Genomic DNA, 15,911 nt, shown 5'->3' on the forward strand with positions numbered 1-15,911 from the left:
CTTTGAGCAAATGGTTTTGAAAGCCAGTGAATCTGGCGTATACTAATAGTCAAAGAAGGTCAAATAAGTCGGCCTTTTTTTCTAAACCGATTGGTCAAAGATGATCAAATTTTATAAGGAGGTTTTGGCAAATGCGTTGTCAACACTGTCATCAAAACGAGGCGACGATTCGCCTTAACATGCAAATAAATTCCGTTCATAAACAAATGGTTTTATGTGAAACTTGCTATCACGAACTGACCCGTAAACCTTCAATGAGCATGGGTCCTCAATCTTTCGGTTTTCCGTTTGAACAAGCATTCCAGCCGAAAGAACAAAGCGCAGCTAAGCAAAGCGAGAAAAAAGGATTGCTTGATGAACTGGCGCAAAATATTACAAACGGCGCAAAAGCCGGTCTGATTGATCCCGTCATCGGCCGTGATGAAGAAGTTGCGCGTGTGATCGAGATTCTTAACCGCCGCAACAAAAACAATCCGGTTCTGATTGGAGAGCCTGGTGTAGGGAAAACAGCAATTGCAGAAGGGCTCGCTTTAAAAATCGCTGAAGGCAATGTTCCAAATAAATTGAAAAACAAAGAGCTTTACTTGCTTGATGTCGCATCCCTTGTTGCAAACACTGGCATCAGAGGTCAATTTGAAGAAAGAATGAAACAGCTGATCACTGAGCTGAAAGAGCGCAAAAATGTCATTCTTTTCATTGATGAAATTCACCTTCTCGTTGGGGCAGGCTCTGCAGAAGGCTCAATGGATGCAGGTAACATTCTCAAACCCGCTCTTGCCAGAGGCGAGCTGCAGGTTATCGGAGCGACAACACTGAAAGAATACCGCCAAATTGAAAAAGATGCTGCGCTGGAAAGACGTTTTCAGCCTGTCATGGTGCAGGAGCCTACAATTGAACAAGCGATCAGCATTCTGCAAGGAATTAAAGACAAATACGAAGCATACCATGGCGTGACATTCAGCGATGAAGCACTGAAAGCCTGTGTCACTTTATCATCACGCTACATTCAGGACAGACATCTGCCGGACAAAGCGATTGATTTATTAGACGAAGCTGGATCTAAAGCCAACCTGTTAATTGATGATTTGAATGATGAAGATGCAGCTGAACGGCTGACTGCAATTGAAGCAGAAAAAACAAAAGCACTGGAAGAAGAGAATTACGAATTGGCAGCAAAACTCCGTGATGAAGAAATCGCACTGGAGAAAAAACTGAACAGCTCTTCTTCACATTCCGCCGTCACAGTGGAAGCTGAGCACATTCAGGATATCGTAGAACAAAAAACAGGCATTCCTGTGGGAAAACTGCAGGCAGATGAGCAAACAAAAATGAAAGAGCTTGAAGTAAAGCTTCACGAACGCGTTATCGGACAAGAAGCGGCTGTTCAAAAAGTGGCAAAAGCGGTCAGACGCAGCCGCGCCGGCTTAAAATCAAAAAACAGACCAGTCGGCTCCTTCCTCTTTGTCGGACCAACCGGCGTAGGGAAAACAGAGCTTTCTAAAACCCTGGCGGATGAATTATTCGGTACGAAAGATGCCATTATCCGTCTCGATATGAGTGAATACATGGAGAAACATGCCGTATCGAAAATTATTGGTTCACCGCCTGGATACGTCGGTCATGAGGAAGCCGGACAATTAACGGAAAAAGTGCGCCGCAATCCATACAGCATCGTGCTGCTTGATGAGATTGAAAAAGCGCACCCAGATGTTCAGCATATGTTCCTGCAAATTATGGAGGACGGCCGCTTAACGGACAGCCAAGGCAGAACCGTAAGCTTTAAAGACACCGTCATCATTATGACAAGCAATGCAGGCACTGGTGAAAAACAAACGAAAGTCGGTTTCCAATCAGAAGACAGCGTGATTGAAGAACAAACATTAATTGATTCACTCAGCATGTTCTTTAAACCTGAGTTTCTCAACCGATTTGACAGCATCATCGAATTCCGTTCCCTTGAAAAAGAGCATCTGATCAAAATCGTCAGCCTTCTTCTTGGAGAATTGGAAGAAACATTGGCAGAACGAGGCATCAGCTTGAGTGTTTCAGATGAAGCGAAAGAAAAAATCGCTGAGCTGGGTTACCATCCTTCATTCGGTGCGCGCCCGCTCAGAAGAACGATCCAGGAATGGGTTGAGGACGAAATGACTGATCTGCTGCTTGACAATAACGAGATTGCAAGTTTTCACGTCACAGTAGAAAATGATAACATCAAAGTTCAGGCAAAATAAAAATCAGTGGCTTCCTTTTCAGGGAAGCCGCTTTTTATGTGAAATCCTTCTCTCGTCCGAGAACATGTCATTCCATCCCCTGAAGCGCTCATCTCCTTCTTTCTTTAAGGAGGGATGGAGCATGTTTATCTATAATGAATATTTATTTCTATTGTTATACGAAAACCGTTTAGAGAATCAGATACGCACCAATCAATCCCGGCACCTTAAAACCCGCGGCCTTTTTCATGCTGAAAAGCCTGCGTTTGTTTATTTCTCCCTTCTATGTATCTTCCTTGAATATTTCATGAACAATTTCACAATGTCCCTAAAGTTCCAGACACTGATACCGATATTAACCATAGACAAGCTAGTAAAAAAGGATTTGGTGAAAATTATGGATAAAACTTCGATTATCGGTATTATTCTTGCTTTTGTTGCATTGAGTGTGGGAATGGTTCTGAAAGGCGTCAGTTTCGCCGCTCTTGCAAATCCCGCTGCCATTTTAATTATCATCGCCGGAACGATATCAGCGGTAGTCATTGCGTTCCCAACGAAAGAAATCAAAAAAGTGCCTGTGCTGTTCCGTGTGCTATTTAAAGAAAACAAACAGCTGACAATAGAAGAACTCATTCCTATGTTCTCTGAATGGGCTCAGCTTGCACGCCGTGAAGGCCTGCTGGCTTTGGAAGCAAGTATTGAAAATGTAGATGACGCGTTTCTGAAAAACGGTCTCAGCATGGCTGTTGACGGGCAAAGCGCAGAATTTATCAGAGATATCATGACTGAAGAAGTTGAAGCGATGGAGGAAAGACACCAGGCCGGAGCCGCTATTTTTACACAGGCGGGAACTTATGCGCCGACACTTGGGGTGCTCGGTGCTGTTATCGGACTGATCGCCGCACTTTCTCATATGGACAATACAGATGAGCTTGGTCACGCCATCAGTGCCGCCTTTGTAGCCACCCTTCTCGGTATCTTTACGGGATATGTATTATGGCATCCTTTTGCAAACAAATTAAAACGCAAGTCAAAACAGGAAGTCAAGCTCCGTGAAATTATGATTGAAGGCGTCCTGTCCGTTTTAGAAGGACAGGCACCGAAAGTGATCGAGCAGAAACTTTTAATGTACCTTCCTGCGAAGGACCGTTTGAAATTTGCAGAACGAGAAGGAGAGGCGCAAAATGGCGAGAAAAAAGAAGAAGAAGCATGAGGACGAGCACGTTGATGAATCATGGCTGGTTCCTTACGCCGATATCCTTACCCTTCTCCTAGCATTGTTTATTGTGCTGTACGCGAGCAGCTCGATTGACGCAGCTAAATTTCAAATGCTTTCAAAATCATTTAATGAAGTCTTTACAGGCGGGACCGGCGTATTGGATTATTCCAGCGTCACCCCTCCTAAAAATGAGTCAGACGGAATCGACGAAGTGGAAAAGGAAAAAGAAGAGAAAAAGGAAAACAAGAAAGAAAAGGAAAAAGCAGCTGATCAAGAAGAACTTAAAAACGTGCAGAGCCAGGTGGAAAAGTTCATTAAAAATAAAAAGCTGGAGCATCAGCTGGAAACAAAGATGACTAAGGAAGGCCTGCTGATCACGATTAAAGACAGCATCTTCTTTGATTCAGGAAAAGCGACCATCCGCCAGGAAGACATTCCGCTTGCAAAAGAGATTTCAAACCTTCTTGTGATTAATCCGCCGAGAAACATCATTATCAGCGGACATACAGACAATATGCCGATTAGAAATTCAGAATTTCAGTCAAACTGGCATTTAAGTGTGATGAGAGCCGTAAACTTCATGGGGCTTCTGATTGAGAACCCTAAGCTCGATGCCAAAGTGTTCAGTGCCAAAGGCTATGGTGAGTATAAACCGGTGGCCTCCAACAAAACTGCGGAAGGCCGAAGCAAAAACAGGCGGGTTGAGGTTCTCATCTTGCCAAGAGGCGCAGCGGAAACAAATGAAAAATAGTAAAAAAGGAAGCCTGATCTATCACAAGGCTTCCTTTTTTTACTTATTATGAAACTGTTTTGCGTTTAATCCTACTCTTTTTAACATTTCAGTGCACATTTCAACTTCTTCTTCGCTTAATACGCTGATCATTTCATCAATTTCAGCTGCATGATCAGGGAAAATATCATCCAAAAGACTGATGCCTTTTTCGGTAATTTGTGCAAATGTTACTCGTCTGTCTGTAGGCGACGCTTTCCGAATAAGGAGCTCTTTTTGCTCAAGCTTATCTACGACGTAGGTGATGCTCCCGCTGGCCAAGAGAATTTTATCCCCTATCTGCTGCAGCGGCTGATCACCTTTATGATATAACAGCTCCAGCACAGCAAATTCAGTAGGATTCAGTCCATGCTTATGAATATGCTTATTCATATGATCATTAATAGACCGATACGCGCGTGACAGCACGATAAATAACTTCAGTGATTTTTCTGTCATGTCTCAATCATCCTTTTAGAAACCGTTACAGAGAAACATTAATAAACAAATACCGAAATGTCAATAAAAATCTTTCCAATATTTCTCTTCTTTTTTATTATTCATGTGAACAACATATTTTTCTTAATTATTTTGGTTATTTTTTCTTATTAAACAAGAAGAAACAATGATATAATACCTCTAATCAGGTGTATGTTGGAGCGATGCAAATTGAAAATACTAAAAGGCGCCTGCGGGAGAATTAAGCTTTACATTGCACTAGTAGTGATTCCGGCACTCGTCATAAGCTTTTTCGTCTATGAAAAAGAAAAAGAAACAATAGCTGCAGAACATAAGCAAGAAGCCAGTGTTATGCTGAACCTTCACCGCAACAAAATAAATTATTTAATCGGGGAAACAAAAGCGAGAATGACGTCCTTGTCTATCGCTATCGACAGACCGATAGATATGAATAAAATGAAAACTGTTTTGGAAAAAACGTTTGATTCCGAACCAAGGTTTTCCGGTCTTTATTTTCTCAATGCTAAAGGAGATGTCACTGCCAGCGCAACAGAATTAAAAACTAAAGTCAATCTGGCCGACAGATCCTTTTTTACAAAAGCGAAAAAAACAAAAAAGACTGTCATTACAGACAGCTATTCAAGCAGGATCACAGGCCAGCCGATTTTTACAATTTGTGTTCCCGTGCTGGATGAAAAGAAAAATGTCACAGATTATCTTGTGGCAGCTATACAAATTGACTATCTGCAAAACCTGATTAACTTGCTGAGCCCTGATGTCTATATTGAGGTTGTGAACGAAAATAACAAAATGATTTTCTCAAGCGGACAGGCTTCTCACGCAAGAGATCAAAAACCTGTCAGCGGTTATCTTGATGATATCAGCTGGAATATGAAAGTATATCCGAATCCTGTCACAATAGAGGAGCTGAGTAAAAGCCTTGTGCTCCCTCTTTCCTGTATTATAGTCTTGCTGAATATTCTTTTTATTCTTGTACTTTATTATTTGCTGAAGCGGCGGACCCAGCTGGAACGCACGGAAAATGAGCAGCAAAAATTAGAGCTGATCGGAACGCTTGCTGCCAGCACGGCTCACGAAATCCGCAATCCGCTCACCGGCATAAGCGGTTTTATTCAGCTGCTGCAAAAGAAATATAAAGGTGAAGAAGACCAGCTGTATTTTTCAATTATCGACCAGGAGATTAAACGTATCAATCAAATTGTGAGTGAGTTTTTAGTTCTCGGAAAACCGACAGCTGAGAAATGGGAGCTTAACTCGCTTCAGGATATTATCGGAGAAATTATGCCGATCATCTATTCTGAAGGAAATTTATATAATGTGGAGGTAGAGTTAACATTTTTAACTGATAAACCTCTAAAAGTAAAATGTACAAAAGATCATATTAAACAAGTCATTTTGAATGTTGCGAAAAATGGCCTTGAGTCTATGCCGGAAGGTGGCAAACTCACAATTTCCTTAGGAGCAGTTGATAAAAAGGCCATTATAAAAGTGATGGATAACGGTGAAGGGATATCACAGGAAATGCTGGATCATATCTTTCTTCCATTTGTCACTTCTAAAGAAAAAGGAACCGGCCTCGGGTTAGTCGTATGTAAACGGATCGTGCTGATGTACGGAGGTTCCATTCATATAGAAAGTGAAGTACGAAGAGGAACCGAGGTTACCATTACCCTCCCCGTCTCCTCTTCCTAGCCCCCTGACAGTCTCAGGAGGGCTTATTTATTTTCGTGAACGGGTATTTTCATTCTCCTTGCTTACTGCTCCTCCTGAAAAGAAGAATCGGATCAAACGCAAAAGCATTTTCAAAAGCAAAAAGATGAAAAAGAACACCAAAAAGCCTTTTAACCCTTCCGTCGCATCTAAAAACTCCATATTTCCCCGTCCGGTCACTTTTTGCTGAATCTCAATTGCAAATACGATAACAATGATGATCGTTACGGTATAGATAAAGGACAAAGCCGTCAAGCTCCATTTAGAAAGCCATGTAAATACAGCGTGAGTGACAGCGAAAAAGAAGATGCCAAATATTCCAATCACCCAAAAATGCATTTCTTTGTCGGTTAATTGAATGCCAAGCATCCCGCATATCGAAATAAAAGCATCATGAAATTGGTTTATCATTTCAGTAATGACTACCGCCAGTTCTTTCATCAGTTCCCTCTTTCGTATGAAATTTTCCCAGAAAAAAAGAGCGCTTCTGAAAAGCTCTCTCTTTATATATGCATCAGATAGCGCCGCTATTTATGTGCATCATATGCAGGCATGACGTCTCTTCGGGGCCACAAGCCTAATTTCTTCACAAGGCCTTGAATTCCTTTGGAATGTTCGTTTTCTTGCATGAGCTGGTGGTATTCGTTCATTAAAGAATCCAGCTCCTGACTGTGCCTGATTGTGTCATGCCCTGTAAATCCCTGCTTACTAGCGGCGTCTATCATTAACTTTCTTTTTTCATCAATAGACACCAGCAATCTTTCTTGTTCAGAAGAACAGCCCATTCAATTCACCCCTCGCCGCTAAGAAATAGGAAACAAGTTTGATTGGGTTATTGTGCATTATTACAGATTATACTTTATTTGTAAACATATTTTTATTAAATAACTTAATTTTTCATTTATAATAGATATATTGATAGGATTAGAAGAACAATACCCAGACGAAGACCATCTTAAACACACCGGCAGGCAGGAGGAATGCTAAATGAAGAAAAAAAAAGCGATAATGCTCGGTGCGGCAGGCGGAAAAGCTATTCTGAAAAGGAAAACCCGCAAAAAATTAATCAATCATATCACGATCTTTTGTCAAATGCTTCGCGATTGGCGAAACGGTGACTATCCCCGTTCACAGATTAAAACACTGTTGCTTCTGACAGCTGCTATCTTTTATATCATCATGCCGATTGATATGATTCCGGACTTCGTGCTCGGTTTAGGAATTCTTGACGATGCTGCCGTTCTCGGTTTGATTTGGACGCTGGTCAAAAAAGAAATGTCCCAATACGAAGAATGGCGTTTACGATAAGAAGAAAAAGCCCCGCCTTTATGGACGGGGCTTTTTCTTCTTATTGGTTCACGCTGTCTTTTTCATAAATCGGAACCCAGCCTTCAGATGTTACAAAGATCCGCACCGCCACAACTTTTCGATCCTCTTGAAGCGTGAAATAATGGCGGATATTTTCAGGTACCGAGATTAAATCTCCAGGGTTTAAACGGACATCAAAAAATGTGCCGTCCTTGCCTTGAATGACGAAAATTCCGTGTCCGCTTACAATAAAACGGACTTCATCGTCTGTATGGTGATGTTCTCTTTTAAAGTTTTCAAGCAGTTCATCCAGTTTCGGATTTGCGTCAGACAAAGAAATAACATCTTGGGCTTTGTAGCCGCGGCGGGCTGAGATATCTTTAATTTCAGCGTCGAAGGTGTCAAGAATTTGCTGTTTTTCTTCTTCAGACAGGGCATATTTTTCTGAAAGCTGTTCAGGGAGCTTGGCGATATCCCATTGCTCATAGATCACCTCTTGGCTTTCCAGAAAGCTTGCCACTTCCTCTTGATTTTCAATCGTTGTATTTGCATCATCATGAATTCTAATTGTTGCCATTTGCGGTTCCCCCTTTTATTTAACCAGCTGATGCTGGAGTGTTTTCAGCTTCAAATGATAGCTGAATAAAAATTCATATGCTTCAAGCACTCTTTTCGCTTCAAATGCTGTTCTTCCCCAAGCAGTAATGCCATGGTTCCGGATCAGGACAGCTCCTGAATCTCCAGTAACCTGATCCGCGAAAAGCGCTGCGAGAGTCGGAATATGAGCCGGATTTTCTATAATTGGAATGGACACTTCTGCATTCTCTTCCCACAGGCCAAGCGCTTTTATAATTTCTTGACCTTTAAAAGTGATTTGATTTTGATCTCCATACAGCTCTGAGATGACGTTATTGTTGACCGTATGAACATGAAGACAGCATCCGGCATTTGTTTTATTGTACAGATGCGTATGCAAAAGCGTTTCTGCTGACGGTTTCAGATGATGTCCGCTTTCGGCAGGCTCTCCGTTCTGATCCACCAACAGGAAGTCTTCATCCGTTTCTTTTCGTTTATCTTTTCCGCTCGCCGTTACGAGAAATTGCAATGGCTCATCAGAAACCTTGATGGACAGGTTGCCGCTGGTCGCCGGAAACCAATCTCTTTCTGCCAATTCCCGTTTCACTTCGGCAAGCTCGCGCCAGCGCTCTTGTTTTGCAGCCATTTCTTTACCTCCGTTACGTCTTCAATCGCTTTCTTTATTTCGTGAAAATCATGGTATGGGATATGATTCAGATGATGCTCCTTGCATTCATTTAATAAATAATCCCTTGCAAAGCAAAGATCAGACAGCTTTGCCGCCTCTACATCGGTAACGGAGTCACCGATCATGATGATATATTGATCAGGCTCAGAAAGCTCGTTCATAACAGTCGGCTTGCAGCACCCGCATTGATTTGTGCATGTGCCTTTGCAAGAATGAGGCCAATCAATATGAATGAATTCGTTCTCAAATGACGCACGGTTGCAATAAATATGATCTTTCTCAACAATTCCTTCAAGCAGCGGATAGACAAAAAAGTCCATCCCCCCGCTTACGACATAAAACGGGAGTTCATGCTTGTTAACAAATGCGACAAATTCCCGAAAGCCGTCCCGGATTTTTGCGTCTTCTAATACGAATCTCGTAATCTCCTCTTTTAAGCTGCTCGGCAGAAGGCCGAACATTCGTCCGACGCCTTCTTGGATCGACATCGTTTTGGAGAGCACGCCGTCTTTTAACGCCGTCCACTCCGGCGGAGCGAATGTTTTCATAATGTTTATAATGTTGTCGTTCATCGTGATGGTTCCATCAAAATCACATATAATTAACGGTTTTTGAGTCGTCATACGGCTTCAGCCTTTCCCCATTTATCAAGCGCAAGCTTCAAATCTTCGCATTGACCGGCTTTTTCTTCAATCGGCTCCGCCTCCAAAACCGCATCAATAATAGCTCTGAACGCTTTGCCCCCGCCTTGGGCGCCGTTTGGATGTCCGTGTATGCCTCCGCCGGCGTTAATAATATGATCAATGCCAAAATCACGCATGAGGAGCGGAACCATACCAGGGTGAATACCGGCGGACGGAACGGCAAATGTCTGGTTAAAGACATCTTCTCTTACGCATTCTTCATGAATCGCCAGCGCGTCTTCTTTCGGAAGCGCAACTGAGCCATATGGAGAAGGAAACAGACTGAAGTCAGCGCCGCAATATCGGTTTAATTTTCCGAGCAAAAGGGCATGGGAAAACCCGTACAACGGTGAGGATGTAAATGCCCCGCTGACTGCTGGGTGCGCCATAATGGGGATTGATACGTCCGGATCTTCCGCAAGGCTTTGCATGACGTCCAGACCGTAAGCGAAGACATTCAATAAAAGCGCATCCGCTCCCAACTCAGCGGCGCGTCTTGCTTTATCTTTAAGCTCAGCCGTTCTTCCAGTCAAATTCACTGCATACAGCGTTTTATGGCCGGTCTGCTCGTATGTTTCTTTCAAAATTTGTTTTCCCTCTGTAATTCTTGTTTCAAAAGGTGCTAAACCCGTCTCAAAGAAAATTTCATCGTCTTTGATTAAGTCAACCCCGCCTAGCGCCTGCTGCCTGAGCTGTTCTTTAATATCACTCAGGTCCCTTCCGATGACCCCTTTAAAAATGCTCATTAACAGCGGTCTTTCAAACTCTCCAAGCATCTTCCGGATGCCGTATACGCCAAACTTCGGGCCCGGAAGTGTTCGCTTAAACGCTTCAGAAAATTCGAGATCTATTAACTTGATTTTTCCGTCCAGCGACAGCTTGCCAAACACAGTTGTCAGCAATGCCGGAATATCCTGTGAGAAATTTACCTCGGGATAGGCAATTGTGATAACCGCTTGTTTTCCTGGTGCAAGATGTCCCTCTCTCTCCTCGACCTTTACAACCCGTCCCTTATGCTTTTGCATCTGCTCCTGCTTCACCAGAGGCAGATCAGTCCAAGAGCCCACCGTCAATCCTGTTGCGATTTGTTCTGCTTTTTTCTCCGTGTCGGCTCCCGGCTCGGTCAGGAGATATGTTGCTAATAATTCACTCATGCCAGAGCTCCTTTCATTTTTTAACCCATATAAAAAACCTCTTCAAACAGCAATGCGTCTAAAGAGGTTTCGTTTCTCGTCCGAATCTTATCTCTCAGCCGCCAGCTGCAAGAATTAGCACCGTGCTTTACAAGTCGGTTGCCGGGCTTCATCGGGCTCGTCCCTCTGCCTGCTCTTGATAAGAAAATATAGATTTTATAAATTATTTTGAATTATCCCACCGTTAAAGAATCTTGTCAATGCTTTTTTGGGTAAACAGGTTTAGTTTGCCAATTCGATGAGCTGCTTCTTTAAGCCTAGCTTCACTCGTTAAGAGCCCCACTCTGACATACCCCTCGCCATATTTACCAAAGCCGTTTCCTGCTGCAACCGCCACATTCGCTTTTTCAAGCAAGAGATCTGAGAATTGCTCAGAGCTATAGCCTTCAGGCACCGGCAGCCACGCGAAAAATGAACCCGCAGGCGCTGTTACATCCCAGCCAATTTCCCTGCATGCCGCTATCCAAGCGTTGCGCCTGCTTTCATACCGGGCATTTTGCTCCGCTACGCATGTCTGCTCAGATAAAAGTGCCGCCTCGGCAGCCTGCTGGGTTGCTTTGAAAAGACTGACAAACATATGGTCTTGATAAAGATTGATCGCTTCTATGACCGAGGCGTTACCAACTGCAAAACCGACCCGCCAGCCCGCCATATTATATGTTTTGGACAGCGTGTAAATTTCTATTCCGATATCCTTAGCGCCTTCAGTCTGCAAAAAGCTTAAAGGCTTGTGTCCGTCAAAGCCCACTGCACCGTAAGCAAAATCATGGACCACACAGATTTCGTTTTCTTTCGCAAAACTCACCGTTTCTCTAAAAAATTCTGCGGTAGCGACGGCTCCAGTCGGATTATTCGGATAATTCAAGTACATCAGTTTCGCTTGTTCTCTTACGTCAGGGGAAATGCTTGCGTATTCAGGAAGAAACGCATTTTCCTTAGTGAGCGGCATCATTTCCATATTCGCTTTCGCAAGCGTGACACCGGACCAATAATCTGGATAGCCAGGGTCAGGAACCAAAATCGTATCCCCCGGATTTAGCAGGCATTGCGGCAGCTCGACAAGACCGGCTTTCCCGCCGAATAATACGGCTACTTCAGTTTCCGGATCAAGCTGAACGCCGTATTCTCTTTTATAAAATGCAGCCGCTGCTGATTTAAGACTGTGCGAACCTCGAAATGAGGAGTATTTATGATTTTCAGGCTGAGCAACGGCTCGCTTCATTTCCTCAACAATATGCTCAGGCGTCGGCTGATCCGGATTCCCCTGCCCCAAATTGATGACATCATGTCCTTCCTTCAGCTTTAGGTTCACTTTCTGCACAAGAGAAGCAAAGAATTGTTTAGGCAGTTCCTGCAGCACTTGAGAATGTTCAAATTTCATCTGTTTTCACCTTCTAAAAAAATCTTGAAATGATAGTCCAGTATCATATATGGTTAAATGAAAAAAGTAAAGAAAAATATGGGGTGTTAAAAAATGAAATGGACCATATCTTGTCTTCAATTTGATATTTCATACGGAAAACCTTCAGAAAATATAAAAAAGGCTGAATCTTTAATTGAAAAAGAGAGTAAAAATGCTGACGTTCTTGTTCTCCCTGAATTATGGACGACTGGTTACGACCTTGCCAAACTTGATCAGCTTGCTGATGAAGACGGGCTCACTGCTCAAAGCTGGCTGCAAAAAACCGCAAAAAAACACGGGGTTCATATTGTCGCAGGATCTGTTGCTGTCAGAAAGGGTTCTGATGTTTATAATACAATGTTCATCGCAGATAAGGAAGGACGAATCATTAAAGAGTACAGCAAAGCCCATCTTTTTCAGCTGATGGATGAGCATGAGTATTTATCAGCCGGTTCCGAGGACGGATACTTCGAGCTTGAAGGCGTCAAAAGCTCAGGACTGATCTGTTATGATATCCGTTTTCCGGAATGGATCAGAAAACATACGACTAAAGGCGCTAACGTGCTGTTCATTTCTGCGGAATGGCCTCTGCCCCGTCTTGATCATTGGAAAAGCCTGCTTATTGCGAGGGCTATTGAGAATCAATGCTTTGTCGCTGCCTGCAATTGCACAGGATCTAATCCCGATAATGAATTCGCCGGGCACAGCATGATTATTGACCCTTGGGGACGCATATTGGCCGAGGGCGGCCGTGAAGAAGGCATTGTCAGAGCGGAAATTGACCTTCAAGAAAGCGTTGAGGTGCGGGGAAAAATTCCTGTTTTCGATGATATCAGAAAAGATTTATATTAAAAAATATATTGACAATTCAATCACACACCTGTTACTATGTTCATCAACTGATAAATTAGAATTGTTTAACAAGTGAATATATTCTCTTATCGAGAGTTGGGCGAGGGATTGGCCTTTTGACCCCAACAGCAACCGACCGTAATTCCATTGTGAAATGGGGCGCATCTTCTTGGCGCCGAGACTGAGATCTCGTAAGGCACGGTGCTAATTCCATCAGATTTGATCTGAGAGATAAGAGAGGCGGGACATGATTGTTAAGCCTCCTTCTCTCTGAGAAGGAGGCTTTTTTACGGCCATTCGCGGCACACATAACAAGATATTACATAACTGGAGGTAATGACGATGGCAGTCACAAAAACACCTTTATACGAAGCGTTAAATGAAAGCTCCGCTGTCGCACTCGCGGTGAAACTCGGCTTATTTCAAAGCAAAAGCACACTGACATGCCAGGAGATCGGCGACGGAAATTTAAACTACGTCTTTCATATTTATGACCAAGAAAATGACAGGGCTTTGATCATTAAACAGGCGGTTCCTTATGCAAAAGTTGTCGGGGAAAGCTGGCCGCTGACAATCGATCGGGCAAGAATCGAAAGCAGCGCACTGATCCGTCAGGGTGAACACGTCCCTCACCTCGTACCGAGAGTTTACTATTCAGATACTGAATTGGCGGTTACGGTCATGGAGGATCTTTCACATATGAAGATCGCTAGAAAAGGACTTCTTGAAGGTGAAAATTATCCAAATCTGTCACGAGACATTGGCGAATTTTTAGGAAAAACGCTTTTTTACTCTTCTGATTACGCACTTGAGCCTAAGGTAAAAAAACAGCTTGTTAAACAATTTACAAATCCTGAGCTCTGCGATATTACCGAAAGACTCGTATTTACAGATCCTTTCTTTGATCATGATACAAATGAATTTGAGGAAGAGCTTCGTCCATATGTTGAAAAGCTTTGGAAAAATGACAAGGTCAAAGTTGAAGCGGCTAAGCTGAAAAAGTCATTTTTAACATCTGCCGAAACGCTGATTCATGGCGATCTGCATACAGGAAGCATTTTTGCCAGCGAGCTTGAGACAAAGGTGATTGATCCTGAATTCGCTTTTTACGGACCAATCGGTTTTGATGTTGGCCAATTTATCGCCAACTTATTGTTAAATGCACTCAGCCGTGACGGTGCTGATCGAGAGCCATTATATGAACATGTAAAACAAGTGTGGGACACGTTTCAAACAACATTCAGTGAAGCCTGGGAGAAAAACAGTCTCGATGTGTATGCCAAAATCGACGGTTATCTTGCTGATACGCTCAGCCATATTTTTGAAGAGACAATTGGGTTTGCCGGCTGCGAACTGATACGCCGCACCGTTGGTCTTGCTCATGTGGCAGATCTGGATACAATCGTACCGTTTGATAAGCGAATCGAAAGAAAACGGCTGGCGCTGGAAACCGGTACTGCCTTCATCGAAAAACGTTCACAATTAAAAACCATAACGGATGTTATTGAATGTTTTAAGTTACTTGTAAAGGAATGATTCACCCATGACCAATTCATTTGCTGTTCCGCGTTCTGTTGAATGGAAAGAAACAGCCATTAAGATTTTAAATCAGCAAAAGCTTCCTGATGTTACGGAATATTTGGAGCTGACAACGAAAGAAGAAGTATTTGACGCGATTGTCTCACTTAAAGTTAGAGGAGCCCCGGCGATCGGCATTACGGCAGCATTTGGGCTCGCGCTGGCGGCAAAAAACATCGAAACTGATAATGTGGCGGAATTCCGCTGCGAATTGGATAACATCAAAAATTATTTGAACAGTTCAAGGCCGACAGCAATCAATTTATCATGGGCGCTCGAGAGACTAAACCATTCAATTCAAAACGCCATTTCTGTAAATGAAGCAAAAACCAATCTTGTCCATGAAGCGATTCAGATTCAAGTCGAGGATGAAGAAACGTGCCGTATGATCGGCCAAAACGCGCTTCAGCTTTTCAAAAAAGGCGACAAGATTATGACAATCTGCAATGCCGGTTCTATCGCGACAAGCCGCTATGGAACCGCGCTTGCCCCGTTTTATTTGGCGAAACAAAAGGATTTGGGGCTTCATATTTATGCTTGTGAAACCAGACCGGTTCTTCAAGGTTCACGGCTTACTGCTTGGGAACTGATGCAGGGCGGTATTGACGTCACTCTGATTACGGACAGCATGGCAGCCCATACGATGAAAGAAAAACAAATTTCTGCCGTCATCGTTGGCGCGGACCGAATTGCAAAGAACGGAGATACCGCGAATAAAATTGGCACTTACGGACTTGCTATTTTAGCAAACGCCTTCGATATTCCGTTTTTTGTAGCAGCACCTTTATCTACTTTTGACACAAAAGTAAAAAGCGGGGCTGATATCCCGATAGAGGAACGGGACCCCGAAGAAGTCAGGAACATTTCCGGCGTCCGAACCGCTCCGGCTGAAGTGCCTGTCTTTAATCCTGCTTTTGATATTACACCACACCATCTTATTTCTGGGATCATCACTGAAAAAGGGATTATGACCGGTTCCTATGAAGAAGAAATTGAACAGCTGTTTACAGGCGAAAAGGTTCATTAAAAAACCGCTGAAGACTTTGCTCATATTGGGCCGAGTCAGCGGTTTTTTTGTTTGCTCATATTCATATCGATTATTTCATCTTTTTGAGCGCTGGATAAGATATGCAGTTTTACAAGCAGCTCGGCAAAAACGGCAATTTTCTCAGAGCGGCTCGGCTTCAATTGCTTTGTCCTCCTCTTTCATCAGACCAACTTTTTTAACTTAGTAAAATCATAT

Annotated in this window: 17 protein-coding genes and 2 riboswitches; of the genes, 8 read left to right on the forward strand and 9 right to left on the reverse strand. The window is 43.1% G+C overall.

Annotated elements, in window-relative coordinates:
• Positions 1-131 precede the first annotated feature (131 nt).
• The 3 genes from clpE (at position 132) to motB (ending at position 4,180) form a co-directional block, all read left to right on the forward strand.
• On the forward strand, positions 132-2,231 hold the full coding sequence (gene clpE / locus CJU60_RS07760) for an ATP-dependent protease ATP-binding subunit ClpE (protein WP_095713433.1): 2,100 nt from the start codon (positions 132-134) through the stop codon (positions 2,229-2,231).
• Positions 2,232-2,607: 376 nt separating this feature from the next.
• The gene (motA, locus tag CJU60_RS07765) at positions 2,608-3,423 is read left to right on the forward strand and encodes a flagellar motor stator protein MotA (protein WP_024121174.1); all 816 of its coding nucleotides are present in this window, start codon (positions 2,608-2,610) and stop codon (positions 3,421-3,423) included.
• Entirely contained in the window at positions 3,395-4,180 is a 786-nt protein-coding gene (motB, locus tag CJU60_RS07770) for a flagellar motor protein MotB (RefSeq protein ID WP_024121173.1), read from the forward strand. The genes motA and motB overlap by 29 nt, the downstream gene beginning before the upstream one ends.
• A 39-nt stretch (positions 4,181-4,219) precedes the next feature.
• Here motB and mhqR read toward each other — a convergent pair whose 3' ends face one another.
• Positions 4,220-4,657 (reverse strand): MarR family transcriptional regulator MhqR, encoded by a 438-nt coding sequence (mhqR, locus tag CJU60_RS07775; protein WP_024121172.1) that lies wholly within the window; start codon positions 4,655-4,657, stop codon positions 4,220-4,222.
• Between the two features lie 192 nt (positions 4,658-4,849).
• On the opposite strand from mhqR, the gene CJU60_RS07785 reads away from it, so the two are divergent.
• Positions 4,850-6,370 carry a sporulation kinase KinD gene (locus tag CJU60_RS07785; RefSeq protein ID WP_081638293.1) on the forward strand — a complete coding sequence of 507 codons (1,521 nt, stop codon included), beginning with the start codon at positions 4,850-4,852 and terminating at the stop codon, positions 6,368-6,370.
• 27 nt (positions 6,371-6,397) lie between these two features.
• Here CJU60_RS07785 and CJU60_RS07790 read toward each other — a convergent pair whose 3' ends face one another.
• Complete coding sequence (locus CJU60_RS07790; RefSeq protein ID WP_024121170.1) at positions 6,398-6,829, reverse strand: hypothetical protein; 432 nt, start codon at positions 6,827-6,829, stop codon at positions 6,398-6,400.
• Between the two features lie 86 nt (positions 6,830-6,915).
• Positions 6,916-7,173: an aspartyl-phosphate phosphatase Spo0E gene (gene spo0E, locus CJU60_RS07795; RefSeq protein ID WP_024121169.1), complete on the reverse strand. Its 258-nt coding sequence runs from the start codon at positions 7,171-7,173 to the stop codon at positions 6,916-6,918.
• A gap of 202 nt (positions 7,174-7,375) precedes the next feature.
• Between spo0E and CJU60_RS07800 the strand changes: the two genes are divergently transcribed.
• On the forward strand, positions 7,376-7,696 hold the full coding sequence (locus tag CJU60_RS07800; RefSeq protein WP_095713434.1) for a YkvA family protein: 321 nt from the start codon (positions 7,376-7,378) through the stop codon (positions 7,694-7,696).
• A 40-nt stretch (positions 7,697-7,736) separates the two neighbouring features.
• Here the strand turns inward: CJU60_RS07800 and CJU60_RS07805 are convergent, their stop codons facing one another.
• The 5 genes from CJU60_RS07805 to CJU60_RS07825 form a co-directional block, all read right to left on the reverse strand.
• Entirely contained in the window at positions 7,737-8,273 is a 537-nt protein-coding gene (locus CJU60_RS07805; RefSeq protein ID WP_095713435.1) for a 1,2-dihydroxy-3-keto-5-methylthiopentene dioxygenase, read from the reverse strand.
• Between the two features lie 15 nt (positions 8,274-8,288).
• On the reverse strand, positions 8,289-8,918 hold the full coding sequence (locus tag CJU60_RS07810; protein WP_024121166.1) for a methylthioribulose 1-phosphate dehydratase: 630 nt from the start codon (positions 8,916-8,918) through the stop codon (positions 8,289-8,291).
• On the reverse strand, positions 8,876-9,583 hold the full coding sequence (gene mtnX, locus CJU60_RS07815; protein ID WP_095713436.1) for a 2-hydroxy-3-keto-5-methylthiopentenyl-1-phosphate phosphatase: 708 nt from the start codon (positions 9,581-9,583) through the stop codon (positions 8,876-8,878). Before mtnX ends, CJU60_RS07810 begins: the two co-directional genes overlap by 43 nt.
• Positions 9,580-10,797 carry a 2,3-diketo-5-methylthiopentyl-1-phosphate enolase gene (mtnW, locus tag CJU60_RS07820; protein ID WP_095713437.1) on the reverse strand — a complete coding sequence of 406 codons (1,218 nt, stop codon included), beginning with the start codon at positions 10,795-10,797 and terminating at the stop codon, positions 9,580-9,582. The genes mtnX and mtnW overlap by 4 nt, the downstream gene beginning before the upstream one ends.
• A gap of 84 nt (positions 10,798-10,881) precedes the next feature.
• A riboswitch (SAM riboswitch) is annotated at positions 10,882-10,982 on the reverse strand.
• A 38-nt stretch (positions 10,983-11,020) separates the two neighbouring features.
• Positions 11,021-12,217, reverse strand: a complete 1,197-nt coding sequence (locus CJU60_RS07825; RefSeq protein ID WP_095713438.1) for a pyridoxal phosphate-dependent aminotransferase — start codon at positions 12,215-12,217, stop codon at positions 11,021-11,023.
• A gap of 93 nt (positions 12,218-12,310) precedes the next feature.
• Here CJU60_RS07825 and CJU60_RS07830 point away from each other — a divergent pair, with 93 nt between their 5' ends.
• The 3 genes from CJU60_RS07830 to mtnA all read left to right on the forward strand — a co-directional run bounded on the left by CJU60_RS07830 (position 12,311) and on the right by mtnA (position 15,695).
• The gene (locus CJU60_RS07830) at positions 12,311-13,090 is read left to right on the forward strand and encodes a carbon-nitrogen family hydrolase (protein ID WP_095713439.1); all 780 of its coding nucleotides are present in this window, start codon (positions 12,311-12,313) and stop codon (positions 13,088-13,090) included.
• 83 nt (positions 13,091-13,173) lie between these two features.
• A riboswitch (SAM riboswitch) is annotated at positions 13,174-13,328 on the forward strand.
• A gap of 104 nt (positions 13,329-13,432) precedes the next feature.
• Complete coding sequence (mtnK, locus tag CJU60_RS07835) at positions 13,433-14,626, forward strand: S-methyl-5-thioribose kinase (RefSeq protein ID WP_141243769.1); 1,194 nt, start codon at positions 13,433-13,435, stop codon at positions 14,624-14,626.
• Between the two features lie 7 nt (positions 14,627-14,633).
• Positions 14,634-15,695 carry an S-methyl-5-thioribose-1-phosphate isomerase gene (gene mtnA, locus CJU60_RS07840; RefSeq protein WP_095713441.1) on the forward strand — a complete coding sequence of 354 codons (1,062 nt, stop codon included), beginning with the start codon at positions 14,634-14,636 and terminating at the stop codon, positions 15,693-15,695.
• Between the two features lie 35 nt (positions 15,696-15,730).
• Here the strand turns inward: mtnA and CJU60_RS21365 are convergent, their stop codons facing one another.
• Positions 15,731-15,856: a hypothetical protein gene (locus CJU60_RS21365; protein ID WP_024121158.1), complete on the reverse strand. Its 126-nt coding sequence runs from the start codon at positions 15,854-15,856 to the stop codon at positions 15,731-15,733.
• Positions 15,857-15,911 lie beyond the last annotated feature (55 nt).

The sequence above is a fragment of the Bacillus sp. 7705b genome, assembly GCF_002289525.1.
GTDB classification, from domain to species: domain Bacteria; phylum Bacillota; class Bacilli; order Bacillales; family Bacillaceae; genus Bacillus; species Bacillus halotolerans.

What these genes read in the sequence shown, in the direction of transcription:
- clpE (WP_095713433.1), top strand. Translation starts at nt 132, where the DNA reads ATGCGTTGTCAACACTGTCATCAAAACGAGGCGACGATTCGCCTTAAC.
- motA (WP_024121174.1), top strand. Translation starts at nt 2,608, where the DNA reads ATGGATAAAACTTCGATTATCGGTATTATTCTTGCTTTTGTTGCATTG.
- motB (WP_024121173.1), top strand. Translation starts at nt 3,395, where the DNA reads ATGGCGAGAAAAAAGAAGAAGAAGCATGAGGACGAGCACGTTGATGAA.
- mhqR (WP_024121172.1), bottom strand. Translation starts at nt 4,657, where the DNA reads ATGACAGAAAAATCACTGAAGTTATTTATCGTGCTGTCACGCGCGTAT.
- CJU60_RS07785 (WP_081638293.1), top strand. Translation starts at nt 4,850, where the DNA reads ATGTTGGAGCGATGCAAATTGAAAATACTAAAAGGCGCCTGCGGGAGA.
- CJU60_RS07790 (WP_024121170.1), bottom strand. Translation starts at nt 6,829, where the DNA reads ATGAAAGAACTGGCGGTAGTCATTACTGAAATGATAAACCAATTTCAT.
- spo0E (WP_024121169.1), bottom strand. Translation starts at nt 7,173, where the DNA reads ATGGGCTGTTCTTCTGAACAAGAAAGATTGCTGGTGTCTATTGATGAA.
- CJU60_RS07800 (WP_095713434.1), top strand. Translation starts at nt 7,376, where the DNA reads ATGAAGAAAAAAAAAGCGATAATGCTCGGTGCGGCAGGCGGAAAAGCT.
- CJU60_RS07805 (WP_095713435.1), bottom strand. Translation starts at nt 8,273, where the DNA reads ATGGCAACAATTAGAATTCATGATGATGCAAATACAACGATTGAAAAT.
- CJU60_RS07810 (WP_024121166.1), bottom strand. Translation starts at nt 8,918, where the DNA reads ATGGCTGCAAAACAAGAGCGCTGGCGCGAGCTTGCCGAAGTGAAACGG.
- mtnX (WP_095713436.1), bottom strand. Translation starts at nt 9,583, where the DNA reads ATGACGACTCAAAAACCGTTAATTATATGTGATTTTGATGGAACCATC.
- mtnW (WP_095713437.1), bottom strand. Translation starts at nt 10,797, where the DNA reads ATGAGTGAATTATTAGCAACATATCTCCTGACCGAGCCGGGAGCCGAC.
- CJU60_RS07825 (WP_095713438.1), bottom strand. Translation starts at nt 12,217, where the DNA reads ATGAAATTTGAACATTCTCAAGTGCTGCAGGAACTGCCTAAACAATTC.
- CJU60_RS07830 (WP_095713439.1), top strand. Translation starts at nt 12,311, where the DNA reads ATGAAATGGACCATATCTTGTCTTCAATTTGATATTTCATACGGAAAA.
- mtnK (WP_141243769.1), top strand. Translation starts at nt 13,433, where the DNA reads ATGGCAGTCACAAAAACACCTTTATACGAAGCGTTAAATGAAAGCTCC.
- mtnA (WP_095713441.1), top strand. Translation starts at nt 14,634, where the DNA reads ATGACCAATTCATTTGCTGTTCCGCGTTCTGTTGAATGGAAAGAAACA.